This is a genomic window from Salipaludibacillus aurantiacus (assembly GCF_900111295.1).
Lineage (GTDB): Bacteria > Bacillota > Bacilli > Bacillales > Salisediminibacteriaceae > Salipaludibacillus > Salipaludibacillus aurantiacus.
Window position 1 is genome coordinate 57945 of sequence record NZ_FOGT01000006.1, and the last position, 17971, is coordinate 75915.

General features: G+C 45.3%; 19 protein-coding genes and 1 riboswitch. Of the genes, 5 read left to right on the plus strand and 14 right to left on the minus strand.

All coding sequences use genetic code 11. The features are described 5' to 3' along the window. Positions 1-22: 22 nt before the first annotated feature. The 4 genes from pcrB to BMW59_RS09015 form a co-directional block, all read right to left on the minus strand. Entirely contained in the window at positions 23-709 is a 687-nt protein-coding gene (pcrB, locus tag BMW59_RS09000; RefSeq protein ID WP_245733021.1) for a heptaprenylglyceryl phosphate synthase, read from the minus strand. Positions 710-1015: 306 nt separating this feature from the next. Then, the gene (locus BMW59_RS09005) at positions 1016-1321 is read right to left on the minus strand and encodes a YerC/YecD family TrpR-related protein (RefSeq protein ID WP_093050547.1); all 306 of its coding nucleotides are present in this window, start codon (positions 1319-1321) and stop codon (positions 1016-1018) included. Between the two features lie 45 nt (positions 1322-1366). Next, a complete protein-coding gene (locus BMW59_RS09010; RefSeq protein WP_093050551.1) occupies positions 1367-2422 on the minus strand; it encodes a DUF3048 domain-containing protein in 1056 nt (351 codons plus the stop codon). 40 nt (positions 2423-2462) lie between these two features. Further along, positions 2463-4211 (minus strand): adenine deaminase C-terminal domain-containing protein, encoded by a 1749-nt coding sequence (locus BMW59_RS09015; RefSeq protein ID WP_093050554.1) that lies wholly within the window; start codon positions 4209-4211, stop codon positions 2463-2465. A 247-nt stretch (positions 4212-4458) separates the two neighbouring features. On the opposite strand from BMW59_RS09015, the gene BMW59_RS09020 reads away from it, so the two are divergent. The 3 genes from BMW59_RS09020 (at position 4459) to BMW59_RS09025 (ending at position 6898) form a co-directional block, all read left to right on the plus strand. Next, positions 4459-4704 carry a YgaP family membrane protein gene (locus BMW59_RS09020; RefSeq protein ID WP_093050557.1) on the plus strand — a complete coding sequence of 82 codons (246 nt, stop codon included), beginning with the start codon at positions 4459-4461 and terminating at the stop codon, positions 4702-4704. A 25-nt stretch (positions 4705-4729) separates the two neighbouring features. Next, a complete protein-coding gene (locus BMW59_RS21610) occupies positions 4730-4882 on the plus strand; it encodes a hypothetical protein (protein ID WP_177174254.1) in 153 nt (50 codons plus the stop codon). A gap of 492 nt (positions 4883-5374) precedes the next feature. Further along, positions 5375-6898, plus strand: coding sequence for an AbgT family transporter (locus BMW59_RS09025; RefSeq protein ID WP_093050560.1), 1524 nt, complete (start codon positions 5375-5377; stop codon positions 6896-6898). Positions 6899-6942: 44 nt separating this feature from the next. On the opposite strand, the gene BMW59_RS09030 is transcribed toward BMW59_RS09025, so the two are convergent. Both BMW59_RS09030 and BMW59_RS09035 read right to left on the minus strand, forming a co-directional pair. Next, entirely contained in the window at positions 6943-7131 is a 189-nt protein-coding gene (locus BMW59_RS09030; RefSeq protein WP_093050563.1) for a YjzC family protein, read from the minus strand. Between the two features lie 130 nt (positions 7132-7261). After that, positions 7262-8392, minus strand: coding sequence for an anti-sigma factor (locus BMW59_RS09035; protein WP_093050568.1), 1131 nt, complete (start codon positions 8390-8392; stop codon positions 7262-7264). Between the two features lie 152 nt (positions 8393-8544). Here BMW59_RS09035 and BMW59_RS09040 point away from each other — a divergent pair, with 152 nt between their 5' ends. Then, positions 8545-9204 (plus strand): LysE family translocator, encoded by a 660-nt coding sequence (locus BMW59_RS09040; protein WP_093050572.1) that lies wholly within the window; start codon positions 8545-8547, stop codon positions 9202-9204. 132 nt (positions 9205-9336) lie between these two features. Here BMW59_RS09040 and BMW59_RS09045 read toward each other — a convergent pair whose 3' ends face one another. From BMW59_RS09045 to BMW59_RS09060, 4 genes are read right to left on the minus strand one after another with little or no spacing between them, the layout of a single operon-like run. Further along, a complete protein-coding gene (locus BMW59_RS09045; protein ID WP_093050575.1) occupies positions 9337-10116 on the minus strand; it encodes an energy-coupling factor transporter transmembrane component T family protein in 780 nt (259 codons plus the stop codon). Continuing rightward, a complete protein-coding gene (locus BMW59_RS09050) occupies positions 10100-11713 on the minus strand; it encodes an ABC transporter ATP-binding protein (protein ID WP_245733023.1) in 1614 nt (537 codons plus the stop codon). Before BMW59_RS09050 ends, BMW59_RS09045 begins: the two co-directional genes overlap by 17 nt. Beyond that, positions 11694-12299 (minus strand): ECF transporter S component, encoded by a 606-nt coding sequence (locus BMW59_RS09055; protein ID WP_093050578.1) that lies wholly within the window; start codon positions 12297-12299, stop codon positions 11694-11696. Before BMW59_RS09055 ends, BMW59_RS09050 begins: the two co-directional genes overlap by 20 nt. 14 nt (positions 12300-12313) lie before the next feature. Next, positions 12314-12916 carry a YkoF family thiamine/hydroxymethylpyrimidine-binding protein gene (locus BMW59_RS09060; protein ID WP_093050582.1) on the minus strand — a complete coding sequence of 201 codons (603 nt, stop codon included), beginning with the start codon at positions 12914-12916 and terminating at the stop codon, positions 12314-12316. Positions 12917-13100: 184 nt separating this feature from the next. Further along, positions 13101-13206: riboswitch (TPP riboswitch) on the minus strand. Between the two features lie 182 nt (positions 13207-13388). On the opposite strand from BMW59_RS09060, the gene BMW59_RS09065 reads away from it, so the two are divergent. Beyond that, positions 13389-13646, plus strand: coding sequence for a CGCGG family putative rSAM-modified RiPP protein (locus tag BMW59_RS09065; protein ID WP_093050585.1), 258 nt, complete (start codon positions 13389-13391; stop codon positions 13644-13646). Between the two features lie 147 nt (positions 13647-13793). On the opposite strand, the gene thpD is transcribed toward BMW59_RS09065, so the two are convergent. The 4 genes from thpD to purD all read right to left on the minus strand — a co-directional run bounded on the left by thpD (position 13794) and on the right by purD (position 17961). Continuing rightward, positions 13794-14726, minus strand: coding sequence for an ectoine hydroxylase (thpD, locus tag BMW59_RS09070; RefSeq protein WP_093050588.1), 933 nt, complete (start codon positions 14724-14726; stop codon positions 13794-13796). Between the two features lie 919 nt (positions 14727-15645). Further along, entirely contained in the window at positions 15646-15846 is a 201-nt protein-coding gene (locus BMW59_RS21615; RefSeq protein ID WP_177174255.1) for a hypothetical protein, read from the minus strand. Between the two features lie 160 nt (positions 15847-16006). Continuing rightward, complete coding sequence (locus tag BMW59_RS09080; RefSeq protein ID WP_093050594.1) at positions 16007-16333, minus strand: YckD family protein; 327 nt, start codon at positions 16331-16333, stop codon at positions 16007-16009. Between the two features lie 365 nt (positions 16334-16698). Then, entirely contained in the window at positions 16699-17961 is a 1263-nt protein-coding gene (purD, locus tag BMW59_RS09090) for a phosphoribosylamine--glycine ligase (protein WP_093051087.1), read from the minus strand. Between the last annotated feature and the right edge of the window lie 10 nt (positions 17962-17971).

Genomic DNA, 17971 nt, shown 5'->3' on the forward strand with positions numbered 1-17971 from the left:
TCTTTCCCGTGAGCTTATACAATTAATTTTTTACCGCGTTGACTGTTTTGAGCGCTGCCTTTAAGTCGCTGTAAATCACATTGCCAACCACAATGGTGTCTGCATGCTCCGCCATTTCTTCCGCCTGGGCCAGTGTTTCAATGCCTCCACCGTAAAAAAGCTGGGATTTCTCGAGCATCCCGCTTACTTCTTTCACAATTTCCGGCGATCCGTACGTGCCGCTGTATTCAATGTAGAAAATCGGCATATGGAATAACTGGTCTGTCATTCTTGCGTATGCCACAATGTCCTCTTTATCCAGCTCGGTCACCGCATCAGTTAACTGGGCCACTTTTGAATCCGGATTAAGGACGCAATAGCCTTCGGATAGCACTTCATCAAAATCGATCATATGGCCGAATTCCTTAAGTGCCCGGTGGTGCAGACCGTTCAGCCAAGTGATGTGGCGGGTATTCAGCACAGACGGGATCAGATAATAATCAAATCCCGGGACAACGGCACTGATCGTGCTCACTTCGAGCACACATGCCACACTGTAGCGCCGCACTCGCATGAGAAGATCCAGCGTGCTCTCCTCTGTTATATTGTCGCTTCCCCCGATAATTATCGCGTCAGTCCCCGACTCTGCCAGTTTCTCGAGCGACTCATCGTCGAGCGGTTTAGCCGGGTCTAATTTAAACACATGTCTCCATTCATGGTACGCTTTCATCATTCTATCTCCAATCATCATTGCATTATCGTCTGAGAAATAGTATATCAAAAAATCAGGGCAGTCTCGATAATCACGGTGTGAAATTTGTCAACTTGGGTCGCGGGGGGATTGTAATAGTTCTAATAAGCTGATAGGAGGGGGTTTTTCGCTGATTGAATGGTGGTTTTCGCTGATTGAATCGGTTTTTCGCAATTGACACCCTTTTCCATCGATTGCCCCCTCGTCCTGTGCGACAAACACCCCCTCCCCCCCCAAACACAAAAAAACCCGGCTGAAAAGCCAGGTCTCCATAAAAAGCGCTCTTTATTTGTCTTCTGATTTTTCATATACCCGGTCCAACGTGAATTTGTAGCCGTCGTTGCCGTAGTTGATGCAGCGTTTCACACGGGAAATGGTTGCGGTGCTGGCTCCTGTGTCTTTTTCGATCCGCTGATACGTATCGCCGTCCATGAGCATGCGTGCCACTTCGAGACGCTGGGCGAGTGACTGAATTTCGTTCATGGTACAGAGATCATCGAAGAACGTGTAGCATTCTTCAACATCTTTCAGGCTTAAAATCGCTTTAAACAGCTGATCTAGTTCTTTTCCCCGTAATTTGTCAATTTGCATGTCATGTATTCATCCTTTCTTTAATCGTGATGCTGGTAATTAAACTTAAGATGCGTCGCCGAACGATACGTCGTCTATATCTTCGACCAGATTAATCCACGTTTGTCCCGGTAAAAAGTTCAGTGGTTCGCCGTCTTTAAAGGGTAAAATAACTCCGCTGACATTTTTCCACTCTGCTTCCACTGCACCTCCGTCATGAATCAGGTAGGCGCTGCCGCCTGATTCGATATCAATGTCCCGTCTTCCCTGGTCATCGATCACCCGGTGTGAAGCTTCAACAATAAACACATTCCTCGGCGCTACAGGCTCATTCGTCTCCAGGTCGTCTGTCCGTTCACCCCCGACCGAGCGGATATATCCCCCGGCCCCTTCATCGTAGGTAAACTGCACATCATTTATGCTGCTGTTGTAGCTGACTCCGATGACTGCTGCTTCCTGGTCAGGCTCTTGCGGTTCAACGGTAAAAGGAAGCTCAGGCGGCCGGCGGTCTTTAAAAGTCAGGCCGATATGATCAGATGCCTCCATTAAATCATCATAGGAAGTGTACATGTTATGGGGAGCTGAACGATCGCTCGCCCTTTTGAAAAACGTGCCATCATAATCCAGTCCGCTTATAAAATCCACCGTGCCCTGTTCAAATAAGTCAAACGCTCCAGGACTGCCTCCGGCGGATGCATAAATAGCATCGTAGCCGTTATTCAAAAAAATGTAGTAGTCTCTGGCACTTCTTACAGGCCCGATGCGGTCAGGCTGATGACTGTGGAAAAACGCCAGGAGACGTGTAATCCTTCCTTCTGAAAGAACTTCATAAACGACATCGGCCTGGTATAACCCTGATTGCGGACGAGCAGATGCCGAGTTTTCAATCATGACTCCAAAAGCCCGGTAGTCTGCCTTCTCATCTGTTTTAATACCGGTGAGAGGGAAGGATCCGGAATAGTCTTTCATCTCGTTTTCTTCCAAGTCTGCTTCGTTTTGCTCGTCAGATCCTTCAGCTGTGTTTGGTTCTTCTATGATTTCTTCTTCATTACCCATAAAAAATATAAAGGCTGCGAGAAGAGCTATAGCTATAACTGGTAATATCATCTTAGGCACATTCATTTATTGGATCAACCTCTCAAAACCTGTTCACTTTTATAGTTTAACGCATAATCGAAGGAAAGAGTACCCTTTTCTTTTTAACGTCAAAAATTCCTTTTTGTGTAATTCTTACAAAAGGCAGGTGTGTAGCCGAGAAGAACAGCAGACTGTAAATCGGGTCCCCAAACGTATACCCTTTCTCAGCCAGTGCGGATCTTAAACTTTCTTCTTCCTCCACAAGTCCGCCTTCCATTTCCAACGAAGATAATAAACCACCAATCGGCAAATCGACCGATGCCGTTACTCCTTCCCGGTCAAGGAGCACAATTCCTCCTTTCCGCCGTTTTAATTCCTGAAATGCATCGAGAAGACCCTGCTTGCTTTTTCCGATCAGAATTAAATCGCCGGTGTTTGAAAACGAGCTTGCAAACCCGTATATATCTTTTGCAAAGCCTTTGACAAGTGTTGAAACAAGCCATTTCCCGTTTCTGTCTATGAGCATCATAAAGTTCTCATCAGTGTCAGGCGGAAGCTCCTCCCGGGTGAGATCAAGAGAAATCTGGTAAGGCTTTATTATGACTTCATTCACCATTTCAAGGCCAAGCGGCATGGAAAAATGAAAGTCCTGCCTTGTTAACTCCCAGTCAAGATTCAATTCGGAAAAACCATAATCTTCCCACTTAAAAGAAACATCAGGGAAGCACGGCTGATTGTTCTTACGCACCCATTCCCCTTTGGCCAGTACGTCCTGAGGAAGCGGGTTTTCTTGATTTTCCAGGAAATTTAAGTTCGCTAAACGGCCCGGAGCGATCATGCCGATCACATCATCCATATGATAATGAGTTGCCACATTCACGGTCACCATGTTGACCGCTTCGATGAGCGGCACGCCTTCTTCGACAGCGAGGTCGATAAGATGGTCCATCATCCCTTTTTTCATAAAATGGGGCGGGGAGCCGTCAGTGGTCATTAGCAGCCGGTCATACTGCCTGAAATTCTTTTCGTGAAGCTCTTGAAGAATAACCGGTAAATCCGGCCGGATCGATGAATATCTGAGAGAGGTAACCATGCCGGCATCCAGCCTTTTAAGGACATCATCTCCAGACATCGATTCATGGTCTCCATCCACTCCCATCATGGCCATCTGAGCGATCGTTTTCTCCCCGGCTCCCGGCAAATGCCCTTCGATCGGTTTACGGACGTCTTTCGTTTCGAGCATCCAGTGGAGCATCTGGTCGTCTCCATAAAGTGCACCTGGCCAGTCGGTCAGTTCTCCGCCTTGCACGACGTAAGGGTGGTCAAGCCATGCTCTCATATTTGAACAGGCAAACACATCATTGCTGTTTCGAAGCTCTGTCTGACCATCGTACCGCGCCCACCAGAGCATCGTGGCAGGTGTCTTTTGTATTTCGTCAAGTAAAGTAAGCGCTTTCTTTTTGTCCAAATGAAAAAAGAACGGCATGTTGTCATTTATAAGAGTAGTCGTCCCTCTTTCAGATGCATACTTGGCTAGTGAGAGGGGATTATATAACTGAAACGGATGAGCGTGGTGCTCAATATAGCCCGGTACCACATACTGCCCGGCAGCATCATAAATTTCTGTGCTATCCAGCAATTTGGGCATGTCGGTCCCTGCATACACGATACGGTCACCGTGGATCCAAATGTTTCCTTCCATCCAGCTTTTACGAAAGCTGTTCAGGTAGGTGGCGTTTTTTATGACCAGTGTAGGTGCAGTTTTTCCTTGAACGACTGCCTGCTGCTCTCTTATTTGCTTTTTTGTCCAGTAATGGGAAAATCCTTTTACCATTTTTATCACCTATTCAGACTTTAGGATAAATGTTTCTTTATGTTGACTCATTCACAAGCGTGTTTATTAAAAATACCTTCGGTAAAAAATGTCGTTTATACCAACAAAGAAACCGTTTTCATAATGGTAACATATTTCCCCTTTACAGGGCTAAAGATTAGATTAAATTTTTGTTAAAAAAAGTTCTGTTAGTCTTTCACAAATATGGCAGAAGGATTGACAGCCTAATTAAAAAGGAGGATTTACCATGTTTAAACCTAACATTGGGACATTAAATGCCCTAATCAGAATTACGTGCGGACTGACACTGTTGAGCTGGGGGACGGCACAGCTCGTTAAACGCCCTTACAGAAACTTCCCTCTCCTCTCTGTCATGGCAGGCGCTATGAAAGTGGCTGAAGGTATTACAAGGTTCTGCCCTGTCGTATTTCTTTACGAGGAAAGAGTTGAGGAGTACGAAGAAGACGACTATTCAAACATTAATCCGTCGTGAAAACTCCGGAAAGGACTGAGGCCCTGTGAACTTATGGGAACTGGCGACTGATTCCCTCTTTCTGTTTTTCTTCTTTTTTGGGAGCCTTGTCTTCGGAGCTGTCTTCTGGATGAGGCTGCACAGGAAGCAAAAAGCAGTAGAAGCGCGAGCATCGCACACCATTCTAAAGAAAAAATGAAACGGCACATTTAGTTTTCTTTCATTAAATAAGGCAGGCCACGCACCTTCAATATTTTTTTGGAGGTGCTTCTATTTTTGAAGACATTAGTAATATCTTCTCAATTGACTTGCTTCGCATCTTACGCGGCGCTGGAGCCGGACAGACAGGCTGCCTCCGTTTCATATCGGTCTAATGACACTCTTTTACGTCTACTCACAATTTTACATATTTCCCTGACTGATGACCTTATCCGGCCTGGCAAATTCCCACAATCCCCTGATATTACTAGAAAAGACTGAATGTGTTAGTGACTGGATCATCCGAAATTATCTCAAAATAATCACTTAACTGAAATATTGCATTTTTCCCACTTTTTGAAAACGTGTTCAAATTTTACTTATAAACTTATATACTAGTGTCGAATAAAAGATAGGTGTAATAGAAAAATAACATGTAAGATGTCAGAATTTTAGTTTTTTTGTTGCATCGGACTGAAAGGGGTTTTTCTTTTTGGATTCAAAACGTAAAGGGATCTTTCAACGCTTTCTCGATATGGTAGAATTCGTCGGAAACAAACTGCCGCACCCGGTCACGCTGTTTGCTATTTTGACGCTGATTGTCATCATTTTATCCGGAATCGTTGCAGGTACGGGTGTAAGTGTTGAGCATCCTGGTGAAGAAGGGGAAATGGTTCAAGTTACAAGCCTGCTGAACACAGAAGGCATACAGTACATGTTTTCCAGTATGGTTGATAACTTCATAGGATTCGCACCATTGGGCGTAGTACTTGCCACAATGCTGGGGATCGGGCTGGCTGAACGAACCGGATTAATCAGCGCATGCCTGAGAGGATTTGTCCTTTCCGTACCAAAAGTTTTAATTACTGGGGGACTTGTTTTTGCAGGTATCATGTCAAGTGTGGCTTCAGATGCCGGTTATGTTGTCCTGCCGCCGTTAGGTGCTGTTATTTTCGCCGCATTAGGAAGGCATCCATTAGCCGGTCTGGCCGCTGCGTTTGCCGGTGTTTCCGCAGGGTTCAGTGCAAACTTATTCTTATCTGCAACTGATCCGCTGCTCGGTGAGCTGACGATTTCAGCTGCGGCGATTATTGACCCTGCCTATGCAGAAGGTATGAATATCGCTATGAACTATTACTTTATTATAGTTTCGGTGTTTATATTAACCATCGTAGGTGCCTGGGTAACTGAAAAAATTGTTGAACCTCGCCTTGGTGAATATACAGGAGATTACCGTGAAGACTTAAAAGGTCTTGATTCAATTGAGAAAAAAGGTCTAATCTGGGCTGGCGTCTCTTTATTGGCCGGAGTGATCCTGTTCGCTTTAACAATTATTCCGGAAAACGGACCGTTACGGGCAGATGACGGGGGGATTATCCAGTCACCGTTTATGGACTCTCTTGTTCCAATTATTGCGATTCTGTTCTTTATTCCAGGTCTTTTCTACGGGCTGGCTACTAAAAACATCCGCAATGACAAAGATGTCGCAAACCAGCTGTCAGACACTATGGCTGCCATGGGAATGTTTATCGTCCTTGCGTTTACAGCCGGTCAGTTTGTAGCTTATTTCTCAGAAACCAACATGGGTCTCATAATTGGAGTTTACGGTGCTGAAGCACTTGAAGCAGCTAATCTTACAGGGATTCCTCTGATTCTCGGTTTCATTCTTGTGGCAGGTTTCATTAACTTGTTCATCGGAAGCGCCTCAGCCAAATGGGCTATGATGGCACCTGTATTCGTTCCGATTATGATGCAGCTCGGCTACTCGCCTGAAATGACTCAGATGGCGTACCGTATTGCTGACTCAACAACGAACATCATTACACCGTTAATGACTTATTTCGCTATCATTATCGCCTTCGCTCAGAAGTACGATAAAAAGATGGGGATTGGGACCCTTATTTCTGTTATGTTCCCGTATACGATTGTCTTTACAATTGCCTGGACACTCATGCTTATCATTTGGATGTTGTTCGGTATCGACCTCGGTCCTGGTTCACCAATCTTATACGAATAAACATTAAAAGGTATTGGCCTAAGAGCCAATACCTTTTTTAATGTTTAATTAACTTTTTTCCAGTAAGCCGCTTCCTTACTTGAACGAAGTGGCGGGAATGTGTCTCCGCTTTCCATGCTGATTTGCTGTTCTTCTTCGGATGGATCACTCTTCTTGCGTCCGTCGGTTAATCCATCAAATTCGTACGTACCGTTTTCCGGTGCTTTTTCACCTGTTTTGTAACGATCTGCCATGGTGTCCATCATCTCCTTTGAAGTTATAAATGATTCATAGGTACTGTACCACTATGAATCTTTTATAAACTTCCTATTTTGTTAATTTCCGATTTGAAAGGAATTTTCCTCCAAAAGTGAGGCTTCCTCCCTACTCCATCCAGTTCCAGAAACTGACCTCGTCAACTTCCATTCTGGTAATTAGCGGTTCACCCTGAAGTTGAAGGATTTCTTTAGTCGGTCCCGTGATGACAGCTCCATAATGGAAAACTCCATAGTTTTCCAGAAAGTCTATCCTCTCTGACAACTTTAAATCCCCGAAATATAGATTATTTGCTTTTCGTTCATGCTCCTGCAAAAAATATAACGTTTTTAAAAACTGTTTATGAAGCACTTCCCCTTCTCCAGCGTTGTAATCTGGAGAGGAGAAACTCTCAGACACAATCCGGCTGCCAAACAGCCCTTTTTCTTCTTCTCTGAAATCTAAAATCATGTCATCCTCATGCCAGATTGGAAAACTGGGAAAACCGACCGGGTCAAAGACAATTCCCTCATCCCATTCGTCTTCAGCTTCTACTCCCGTATTAACAGCCAGCCAGGTTATATCAATCTCTTTATCTTCAAACAGCTGGAAGACTTCTTCTGTTCCCTGGAGTTCCGCAAATGAAACAAAAGCAGAGACTACTGTCCCAACTGCAAGCTGCTCAAGTTTGTCCCATTCGGCCAGTTCCCAGCCTTGAGCTTCAGGAAGGACAAAAACCGGATTATTCTGAGATACATTTCCAGTGTCATGTCGTTCAGGGAAAGACATTAATGAAAACCGGAAATTCACTTTCATATCGCCCGCTTTAATAATGTCATGGCCAACTTGTTTGTTTAACTCCCTTGTCGTTTTCAAACCGAAAAATGGACTGGCATTCGTACTTGTGGCACCGAGATACCCGTAGGGGTCAGTTACTGTCAGCGTATGGTCGATGACGTTACGGTAGTTATCTGCTCTGGAAGGGTCTCCCCAGGAATAGTAGAGAGCTGTCAGGACGCTGGACACAATCGATAACACGAGGAACAGAGCAAACGCGATAAAGGCCGTTCGCAGGCGCTTCTTCCATTTCTTATTTCTGCTGCCGCCAGCTTTCTTTTCTTTTTCCTTGTTCTCCATTTTATCCAGATGATCCCGGTAACTCTTAAATTTTTCCAGCTCTTTCTTCATTTCTTCCATTTCATTTTCAGAGATTTCTCCTCTTTCATAAGCTTCCAGTTTCTTTCTGAAGTCCTCACTCACCTATCGTCCCGCCTTCCTTTTTTTTACTGTTAGCTTCATTATACTTTATTAGTTAATCTGAAGCGTTAGACCGCAGAAAAGTTCCCCCCTATTATTCTAATTTTCTTAAAACGATCATTTACTATACAGACAAGCTTTATGGGGGTAAAAAGATGATCTTCCTATTAATCAGACAAATTGTACTTGGTTTGTCTATTGCAGCACCCATTGGACCAATCAATATAGAAATTATCCGCAGAGGAATCAATCAGGGTTTTTGGCCTTCTCTTCTTGTAGGTGCAGGGGGAATGAGTGCCGATCTTATCATCATGTTTCTTATGTACCACGGTTTATCGGGTTTTCTGGCACTTGAGGAGGTGCAGCTTGCATTACTGGTTTTCGGAGCGGGTGTATTATCGTATACCGGTATTCAGGGTATCCAATCACAGCCTCAGCTTTCAGACCTCTCATTTGAAGAAATGAGAGAGCAAAATGAGAAGAGCGGCCTTCTGGGGTCTTATCTTACCGGCGCATCGATTGCTGCTTTCAACCCTTTAAACCTGCTGTTCTGGTTGGGGATTTACGGCTCAGTCCTAAGCTCCACTTTCCAAAATGACAACCCGCTGCATGCTTTTTATATTAATAGTGCTGTATTTATAGGCATTGGCTTGTGGAACCTTAATCTCTCCCTCTCTGTCTTTTTTGGAAGAAGATTACTAAAGAAAAGCATCTTGAAAGGAATCTGTCTGGCAGCCAGTCTGTTTCTGGTTGGATGCGGCATATACTTTGCTTTTAAAGCAATCGGGCAATTCAGGACTGCAATAGGGATTTAATAGGTGGTTAATTATATGAGACGGAAGGTGGTAACACCTTTTTAATAAAAAAACGCATGGAAGGTGGTTCCCCCCGAAAGTTAGATTAATACTCTACCTTTCGGGGTGGTGCTACCACGTCCATGCGCTTCTTTAAAACTGCCGGCCGAAAATATTTAAATAACCGAGCTGGTAGGAGGTGAAGACGACGAGGAAGAACGTCCCGACAATGCTTGCGAAAAATACCCAGTCTTTCTTTCCGACAGACATGTGGTGATAATGGGTTCTGTCATGAGAACCTGTGAACCCTTTCGATTCCATCGCAATAGCCACCCGCTCCGCCTTCCGAATCGCATTGGCCATCAGGGGGATTGCATAGCGGCGGAACTGGCGAAGGCGCCCTTTCACTCCTTTCGCACGTCCTACTCCTCTTATCCGGTGAGCCTGGCGCAACACTTCAAATTCGTGCTTAAATGTCGGCAGAAACCGGTAGCCTGCCAGAATTCCGTAAGTGAGTTTCGGCGGCAGCTTGAACTGCTGCATCAAACTAAGCATAAACTTTGTAGAGTCCGTCGTTAAAATAAACATCAGCGACAGGGCGACAAAACAAAGTGACCTCAATGCCAGACTGATCCCTACCATGACGCCTCCAGTCGTTATTTCAAACCACCAGAATTCAAACAGCACCCGGCCGCCGGAGAAACTGTCACTTGTATAAAGAGTGGTCATCCAAGCGAAGCCCAACGCTAAAAATACGAAAGGCGTAAAAACAAGCAGCCACTTTTTCACCGGAATGGAACTGAACAAAAAAGTGAATGCTACAATAAATATTAAATACGTAAGCGGCGTGAAAATATCAAAGCTGAAACTTAAAAGCACGCCGGGAATGATGATAGCAACCATTTTCACAGCCGGATTAACGGACGAGATCATACACGTCACCTTCTTCTTTCAGCTGCCGTACGCGGTAAGGAAGCCGCAGTCTCGCTTGTTTCAGCAAGCTTTCCTTATCCCAAAGCTGTTCGGGGGTACCGGAGAAAGCGAGATTTCCTTTGTCCAGCACAAAAACTGTTTCACAATACTGGTCAATGAGATCCATATCATGTGTCACAAACACGATCGTTGTCCCTTTCGCTTTCAAATCAAGAACAATCGACATTAATTCGTCTGTTGTTTTGGCGTCCTGCCCGAAAGTGGGCTCATCAAACAGAAGCACGTCCGGTGTCTCGTCCAGCATTGTAGCGACACTGAGCCGGCGCTTCTGTCCTCCGCTTAGAGAAAATGGGTTATTCCAGCGGTGGCCCTCAAGCTGAAAGTGCCCGAGCAGTTCAGTAACTTTTTCTTTCATTTCCTCTTCCGGTGTGCCGTTCAGCTTCATCCCAAAAGAGAGTTCATCATAAACTGTGTCGGTAATAAACTGGTGCTCAGGGTTCTGGAAAACAAAACCCATATGTTTACGCAGCTCTTCTTCACGCCACTTTTTCAATGGAGCATCCTGAAACGTAATCGTCCCTTTATGGGGGCTGAGAATGCCAGCCATCAGCTGCAGCAGCGTCGACTTTCCTGCCCCATTTTCCCCGGCTACAGCCACAAACTCACCTTTATGAAGCGTCATCGTCAGATCTTCAAGAATCGTCCTGTCCTTACGTTTAAACGACAAATTTGAAATAGAAAGGGCAGGTTCCAGAAACTGGGGGGTCTGACCCCCCAGTTTCTGGGTGTTCTTCTGTATGGCCTTTGGCAGGTGGATGCCTTCCTCCGTAAGGGTCTCTTTATATTCGGTAAAGACGTTGTCACGGGGGCCATCTGCAATCAGTTTGCCGTGTTTATTTAAGGCAAGCACGCGATGGATGTAAGGCATCCAGTCGTCAAGCTGGTGTTCGATGACTAGTACAGCCATTTTCCTTTCCTGCTGAAGCTTTGTCACGAGCTGGATAAATTCAAGGCTAGAAACGGGGTCAAGATTTGCTGTAGGTTCATCAAGAATAAGCAATTCCGGCTCCATTAAAAGTACTGAGGCAAGAGCTACCTTTTGCTTTTGCCCGCCTGAAAGTTCATGAATGGCCCGGTACTTTACCTCAGTGAGCCCTGTAACTTCCAAAACAGCATCCATCCGCTCGGCCATGACTTTTCTCGGCACTTTTAAATTCTCCATCGTAAAAGCCAGTTCATTTTCCACGGTGACCATACAAAACTGGCTTTCCGGATCCTGAAACACAATGCCTATTTTCTGATTCAGCACACCTTTTTCGAAACGGCTGATATCTTCTCCCCGGTAATAAACCGTCCCTTCTGCATACCCTTCCACGGCTTCGGGGTAAAGGCCGTTTAAACAAAGGGAAATGGTGCTTTTACCTGACCCGCTGGCGCCTGTTAAAAGTGTCACTTCGCCTTCTTCGAGCGAAAAACTGACATCGTTTATGAGCGGTTCAGATTGCTTTTTCTCATAATCAAACGAGAGGTTTTCTGTACGTATAAGGGCTGGCTGTTTTTGAACGGCAGGAATCTGATTAGGAAGCCTCTTTTTCACGTTTTTCCTGCAACTCCTTTCCTAACGCATATCCGCGCAGGACACCTGTCTGGGCAAGCTGATCACTGATATATTTTCCGAGCAGCCCTGCCAACAAAGCGCCGCTGAGGACACGCACCGCAAATGTAGCTGCGATAAGGCCTGGTGTCAATGCAGCAAGACCTGACTGGAACCATCCCCAGGCGTAACTGAAGACGGCAGCAGACATCCCTGCGAGAACGAGCACATAAAGTGAGAAATTACGATATCGTGTCGCCGCAAAAACAACTTCTGCGCCAAGGCCTTGAATCGCCGCCGAAATAATAAGACGAGGCCCTGCCGGACTTCCAATCAGAACCTGGACAGTCCCTGCGATCAGTTCCGACCAGAAAGCGGCTCCAGGCTTACGGATTACGTAGGCAGCAATAATTGAAACGATAAACCAGATTCCAAAAATCACTTCATAGCCGAATGGCGCGAGGCCAAATGGCGTTAAGAAGTTCCTCAGACCCTGCCCGAAAAAATAAAATAGCAAGTAGATGACGGCGAACACGACACCGAAAATGGACATTAAAACAATTTCTTTAAGCTTCCATTGTTTCATCATGACAGGTCCGCCTCCTATTTATCCTTAGTTGAAGGGCTGTTAGCAGAAACAGCCGCTGTCATCGTCACGTGGCTGCGCTCGTCTGTTTTTGAAGCATTGACAAACGCCTCTTCCAGCGTTTTAAACACATCGTTTGCGTCACCATCCAAACGTGAGGCGTAATGGACGCCTTTAGTGAACGTGCCGTGTTCCTGTGCCTCGCTCACCTGGTCGGCAATTACCTGCATGTAATCAGGATTATTCATTGGGTAAAGCGCAAACTGGGAAGCTGCCTCCACCTGTTCATTTTGTGAACTTTCTTCATTTAAGCGGACATCATCCTCGGACATGTACGTGTCTCCTTCTGAATCGCCAGGGCAGCCAATGGAGAACGTTCCGTTAAATACAACATGGACGCCCGTCTTGGCGGCATGGATAAAAATCGCTTTAGCCACATCAAACACATGCTCACTTCTCCCGCGGATACACGTACTCACATCGTCGGTATAACTCCACACTTTCGAGGTGTCCACCTCTTCCAACGCTCCTTTAATGACGTCAACGAAATTATCGGTCATAGGATACACCGAAAAACGGCACCCCACGATTCTGCTCATTCCACAACTTAAACCTTGCATACTGAATCCTCCTCTATGAATGTGTGATATAGCAATATGGTTACCAGTGACTCGCTAAGAAGGGGTTCCAGTAAATGGGGGGTCAGACCCCCCATTTACTGGAAAATAAAAAAAGCATCTTCCATCAGGAAGATGCAGTAAAGTTCCACGCAGTAAAGAAAATACAAAAAATAATTCTGCTGCATGCAGCTTACCTGCACTTCCCCACGCTGGTATTATCCAGTTCGGGTTCAAAGGGTTAACAGGAATTTCACCTGTCTCTCAGCGTTATAGCACCCCTAGTGCGAACACGGTTATCATATTGTTACATCTATTGTAACGGCAGATGGCCGTTTTTGTAAACACTTCAACCCTAGTAAAAACATAAACAGTCTCTCCTCCATTTCATAAAGCAGCAGATTATGACTTACATCACTGACAGTTTTTTATTCTCCCTTTAGACTATAGAAAATGAGACTGGGAGGCGTTAGACATGGAATTTAAAAACTGGTCAGCAAGCCTGGAACACGGAGAATATGCTGAAGACCGCGCTTTTGTGATCAGACACGCGATTGAAGCGATTGACGAAACAGCGGAAGGCTTTTATGTTAATCTTGTTACCCCTGATGTGTTTGGCAATCCAACTGACTATCTTTTATCTGTAATTAAAGATAAATACGGCGATGCCGTTGAAGCGAAGTACATCGACCAATGCGGCTGCGGCGGATATGTTTTGAGGGTTTTTAAATGAAGATCGTTGAAATGTTTGCACACGGATGTAAGCTGCCTGGTTTGCAGTATGACATTATTAAAATTTTCCGCCCCAAAAGTGCTTAAGCCGTGAACGATCCCTCAAAAAAACACGCCTGCGCTCAGGCAGGCGTGTTCGATGCTTCTATTAATATTTGCTTGAGTAGCTTAAATTTCTGACTGGTTCAATAGGTTTGACGTTCTCGCGGTTAGCGACGAATTCAGGACGAGGGTCTTTTCCGCTGAACGGCTGTTCCAATTTGTTTTTAATAGAATTATAGACGAAAAAGACGTTGCTTCGCGGATATGGCGAAATATTTCCTGCAGACCCGTGCATTGTATTGGATTCAAACAGAAGCACTGATCCCGCAGGTCCAGTGGCACGGTCAATGCGGCCGCCAGCCTGTTTTACAAGCCATTCCATACTCTGGTTATCCGGTACGCCTACTTCCTGTTGCTGCAGGGATGACTTGTAGTTCTCATCAGGCGTTTCACCTGCAGTGGATACATACCATTTATGGGAGCCCGGTACGAGCATAAGCGGACCGTTATATTCGTAGTTATCCGTCAGGATAATAGAACAGCTCAATGCTCTCATTCGAGGCATGCCGTCTTCCACGTGCCATGTTTCAAAATCAGAGTGCCAATAGAACTCTTTCCCTTTAAAGCCTGGTTTAAAGTTAATACGGGACTGGTTGATATACACCTGAGTGCCAAGAATCTGCTCACAAATGTTAACCAGGCGCTCATTCTGGGACAGCTTTTCAAAGAACCCGCCGTCTTTGTGTACTTCAAAGATCGACCTGATTTCATTACTGCTTGGTTCTTTAATGACTTCATCAGAGTCCCGGTCACGGTTGTTGTCCATTGTATATTGAAGCTCTTGTTTCATCATATTCAGCTGGGTATCATCAAAGAATTTTTCAAGCATGATATAACCGTTTTCTTCATAAAAATCCAGTTCACTTTTTGATAAAGGACCTTGCTTATATGCCTCTTCGTTATGGATGATTGGGTCTTTTCTTTCAGAAATTGACGCTTTCTCACTTACTCTTGAAGGGTATAAATCTCGTCGTGCCATACCAAACATTCCTCCTGTAAAATAAATAAAAGTTTTTAAAAATCCTGAACGTTTTACAACTTGCTGACCAACCTCACAATTTTACGACTGTCCAAACTCTATCATCCTCCAATCGCTAAATTGTCAGATAATTAGGATATCTTCATCCATCCTCCTCTTTCCACTTGTGAAATATATAAAACATAGAACTACCAAAATAAGACTTATGTCACGTAATTGGTATAATTGTATTTATAAGGAAATCAGGTCGTTAGTCAGTATATTTTTATTAAAACTATTCTCTTCTGATTTTACTTCGCCTCAGTCTGTCTGAGGCTTCAATGTGTTGTCATGCTGGTTAAAAGCAGCTGTCTGCACTCCTCCTCTCTCATCTCCTCGACCGTCTCTGAATTCATTTAGCCTCCCAGTTTGCCGCTTTTCCCAGCCAACAAAAAAATGACATATTGAATTGTCCAACCCTCAATTCAATACGTCATTTCACTCTTTTTTCTATCACTTTTTTCTATCTCGCTAAAAAAGTTTTACACTGAGGACATAAGGATTTCATGTATCCATCTGGAATTTCATGCCCGCACTTGTCACATTTTCTTTTGGAAAAATCACTGTGACCTTCGATTGCCAAATCCTTTTTTCTTGAATTAATAATATACATCATCACAATCGCCACTACTGCCAGGAAAAGGATGAAGACCAAAATGCCGGACATAAGATCATCTCCCTGTATTTTAATCGCTTGCCCCACAGAATGACTGCTGCCTCCCAATGACCCAAATCCAACCCGCTACTCCCCCTTTCGTCAAAAAATAAGGTCATCAATTTCCTATTCCCTGCCAGTTAATTTGTTAAACTTTTCACAAGATATTTTTGGAAAATAAATCTTTTTTCGCCGGGGTACAGTGTTAATGGCAAATCAGCCAGGTTATTTTTGATAAGAATGTGGGGAACGAGTCAGATAATAATTATTCAAAGTAACTGATAGAAGGAGGAAATTCGCCGATTGATTCTGTTTTTCGCCGATAGAATTATATTTCCGCTGATAGAAATCATTTTTCGCCGATTGAATCACTTTTTCGCTGATAGGAACCACAGTTTCGCCGATAGAGGCACTTATTATACCCATTTAATTTAATTTTTAACTGATTGAACAGCCGCCTTAAAATCAGTGCCTTTATTTTTTGCCAAAATCAATCTTCTTTAACTGCAAAAACAAAAAACCGAACAAACCTTATCGGGCGATTTGTTCGGCTTCCTTAATAAATACTTGTTCCAGCCTCTTAACGTTAATTATCCTGTTTTTCGCTGTGGTGCGGGCGCTCCCAGTTAGGTATGAAACCGTTCTGTTCCAGTTCCTTATAAGCCCGTTCAAAGTGAGCAATAATCTGCTCTCCTTTTTCCTTTGTAAGAACGTTAAATTCCACATATTTGTTCACAATGTCCTTCTGTTTATTAAACGCTTCCCTATGAAGGGCCCCCATTTCCTTCTGCTGCTCCTCTGTTAATGTCACGTCCCTGTTAAAGCCTTCAGCGCCGGCCTCCAAAGGTATAAAAGCGACTGTCCCTGCCACCAGAAATACTGCAGCCATTGCAGTTAACCAAAATGTTCGCATCTTATCTTCTCCTTTACTTACAAGTTGGTCATAGCTTGTGCAAGAGCTCCCAGGTTATACTTTTTCTGCTGACTTTTCCCTTATCTCTTTATATATGGCCAGCATTGCCCAGTTTAATTCTTTGCTTATCGGCCGGTTCACTCCCGTAAAGCCTTACACCACAGGCATAAGTGCAACGTCGTCGCAAGGGATCTTCGGCTAACCCCTTCACGTCCTGTGAAAACGCCGAAGTCACCACATCCGTGTGGAAGTTCACTGTGTTTTTTTTACCCGCGGACTTTCCATCAGCCTCAAACACCAGCCAGACCGCCACCTCCCCACACCAAAAAGCCCCCACCTTGTGAAAAGGTGGGGCTGCAGTTTCTCTATTTTAACTGATGAGCGATGTCTTTCCGGTAAAAAAGGCCGTTCCACGTTCCACGGTTTAAGGAGGCGTACGTGCTTTCAAGCGCCCGGTTTAAATCGGGAGCCAAGGTTGACAGCAGGAGCACACGGCCGCCGTTCGTCTGCCATCCGCCATCGCGGCGCTTACTGCCGGCATGGAACCACCGCTGCTTGTCTGGGTCAGCAACATCAGGCAAGTCAAACGGTATCCCTTTTTCGTAGCTTCCCGGATACCCTTCCGAAGCAAGAACGACTCCGACACAGGCTTCGTCTGTCCACTCCAGTTCTGGCTCTTCTCCTGACATGACACGATCAATAACCTCGGCCAGATCCGACTTCAGCCTCGGCAGAATGACCTGCGTTTCCGGGTCTCCAAAACGGGCATTAAATTCAATCACTTTCGCGCCGTGCTCAGTAATCATCAGCCCGCCGTATAGGATGCCTGTAAACGGGACACCCTCATCTGCCATAGCCTCTGCCATTGGACGCAGGACGGTCTCTTCCGCTTTCTTAAGCCACTCCCCGTCCAGGTGAGGGACAGGCGAATAGGCACCCATCCCTCCGGTGTTAGGGCCGGTGTCACCTTCGAATGCCCGCTTATGATCCTGCGCTGTCACCATCGGGACAACTTTCCGGCCGTGAACGAACGCCATATAAGACAGTTCTTCGCCGCGCAGACATTCTTCAATGACAACAGATTCGCCGGCATCACCGAATTTCCTGTCGTCCATCATCTCCTCCAGCGCGTTTAGCGCCTCATCTACCGTTTCAGCAACCACCACACCTTTACCAGCTGCCAGACCGTCTGCTTTGACTACGATTGGAGCCCCAGCACGCCTGACATAGGCTTTTGCTTCTTCCAGATCTGTAAACGTCTCAAATTCCGCGGTGGGAATGTTGTATTTTTTCATAATATCTTTTGCAAACTGTTTGCTGCCTTCAATAGTGGCCGCCGCCTTTGTAGGACCGAAGACTTTAAGCCCAGCCTTTTGAAAATCATCCACCAGACCCGCCACAAGAGGGGCTTCCGGGCCGACCATTGTCAGTCCGACCCCTTCTTTTTGTGCCAAAGAAATGAGTGCGCTGTGGTCGTTCTCCGGAACCGCGACTGAACGGCAGCCCGGTTCGTCGTCAATCGCATCACTGCCTGGAGCCACCAGTACCTCGGACACTTTGTCAGACTGGGCAAATTTCCAGGCAAGAGCATGTTCCCGGCCCCCGCCGCCTATGACTAACACTTTCATTCCCATACCG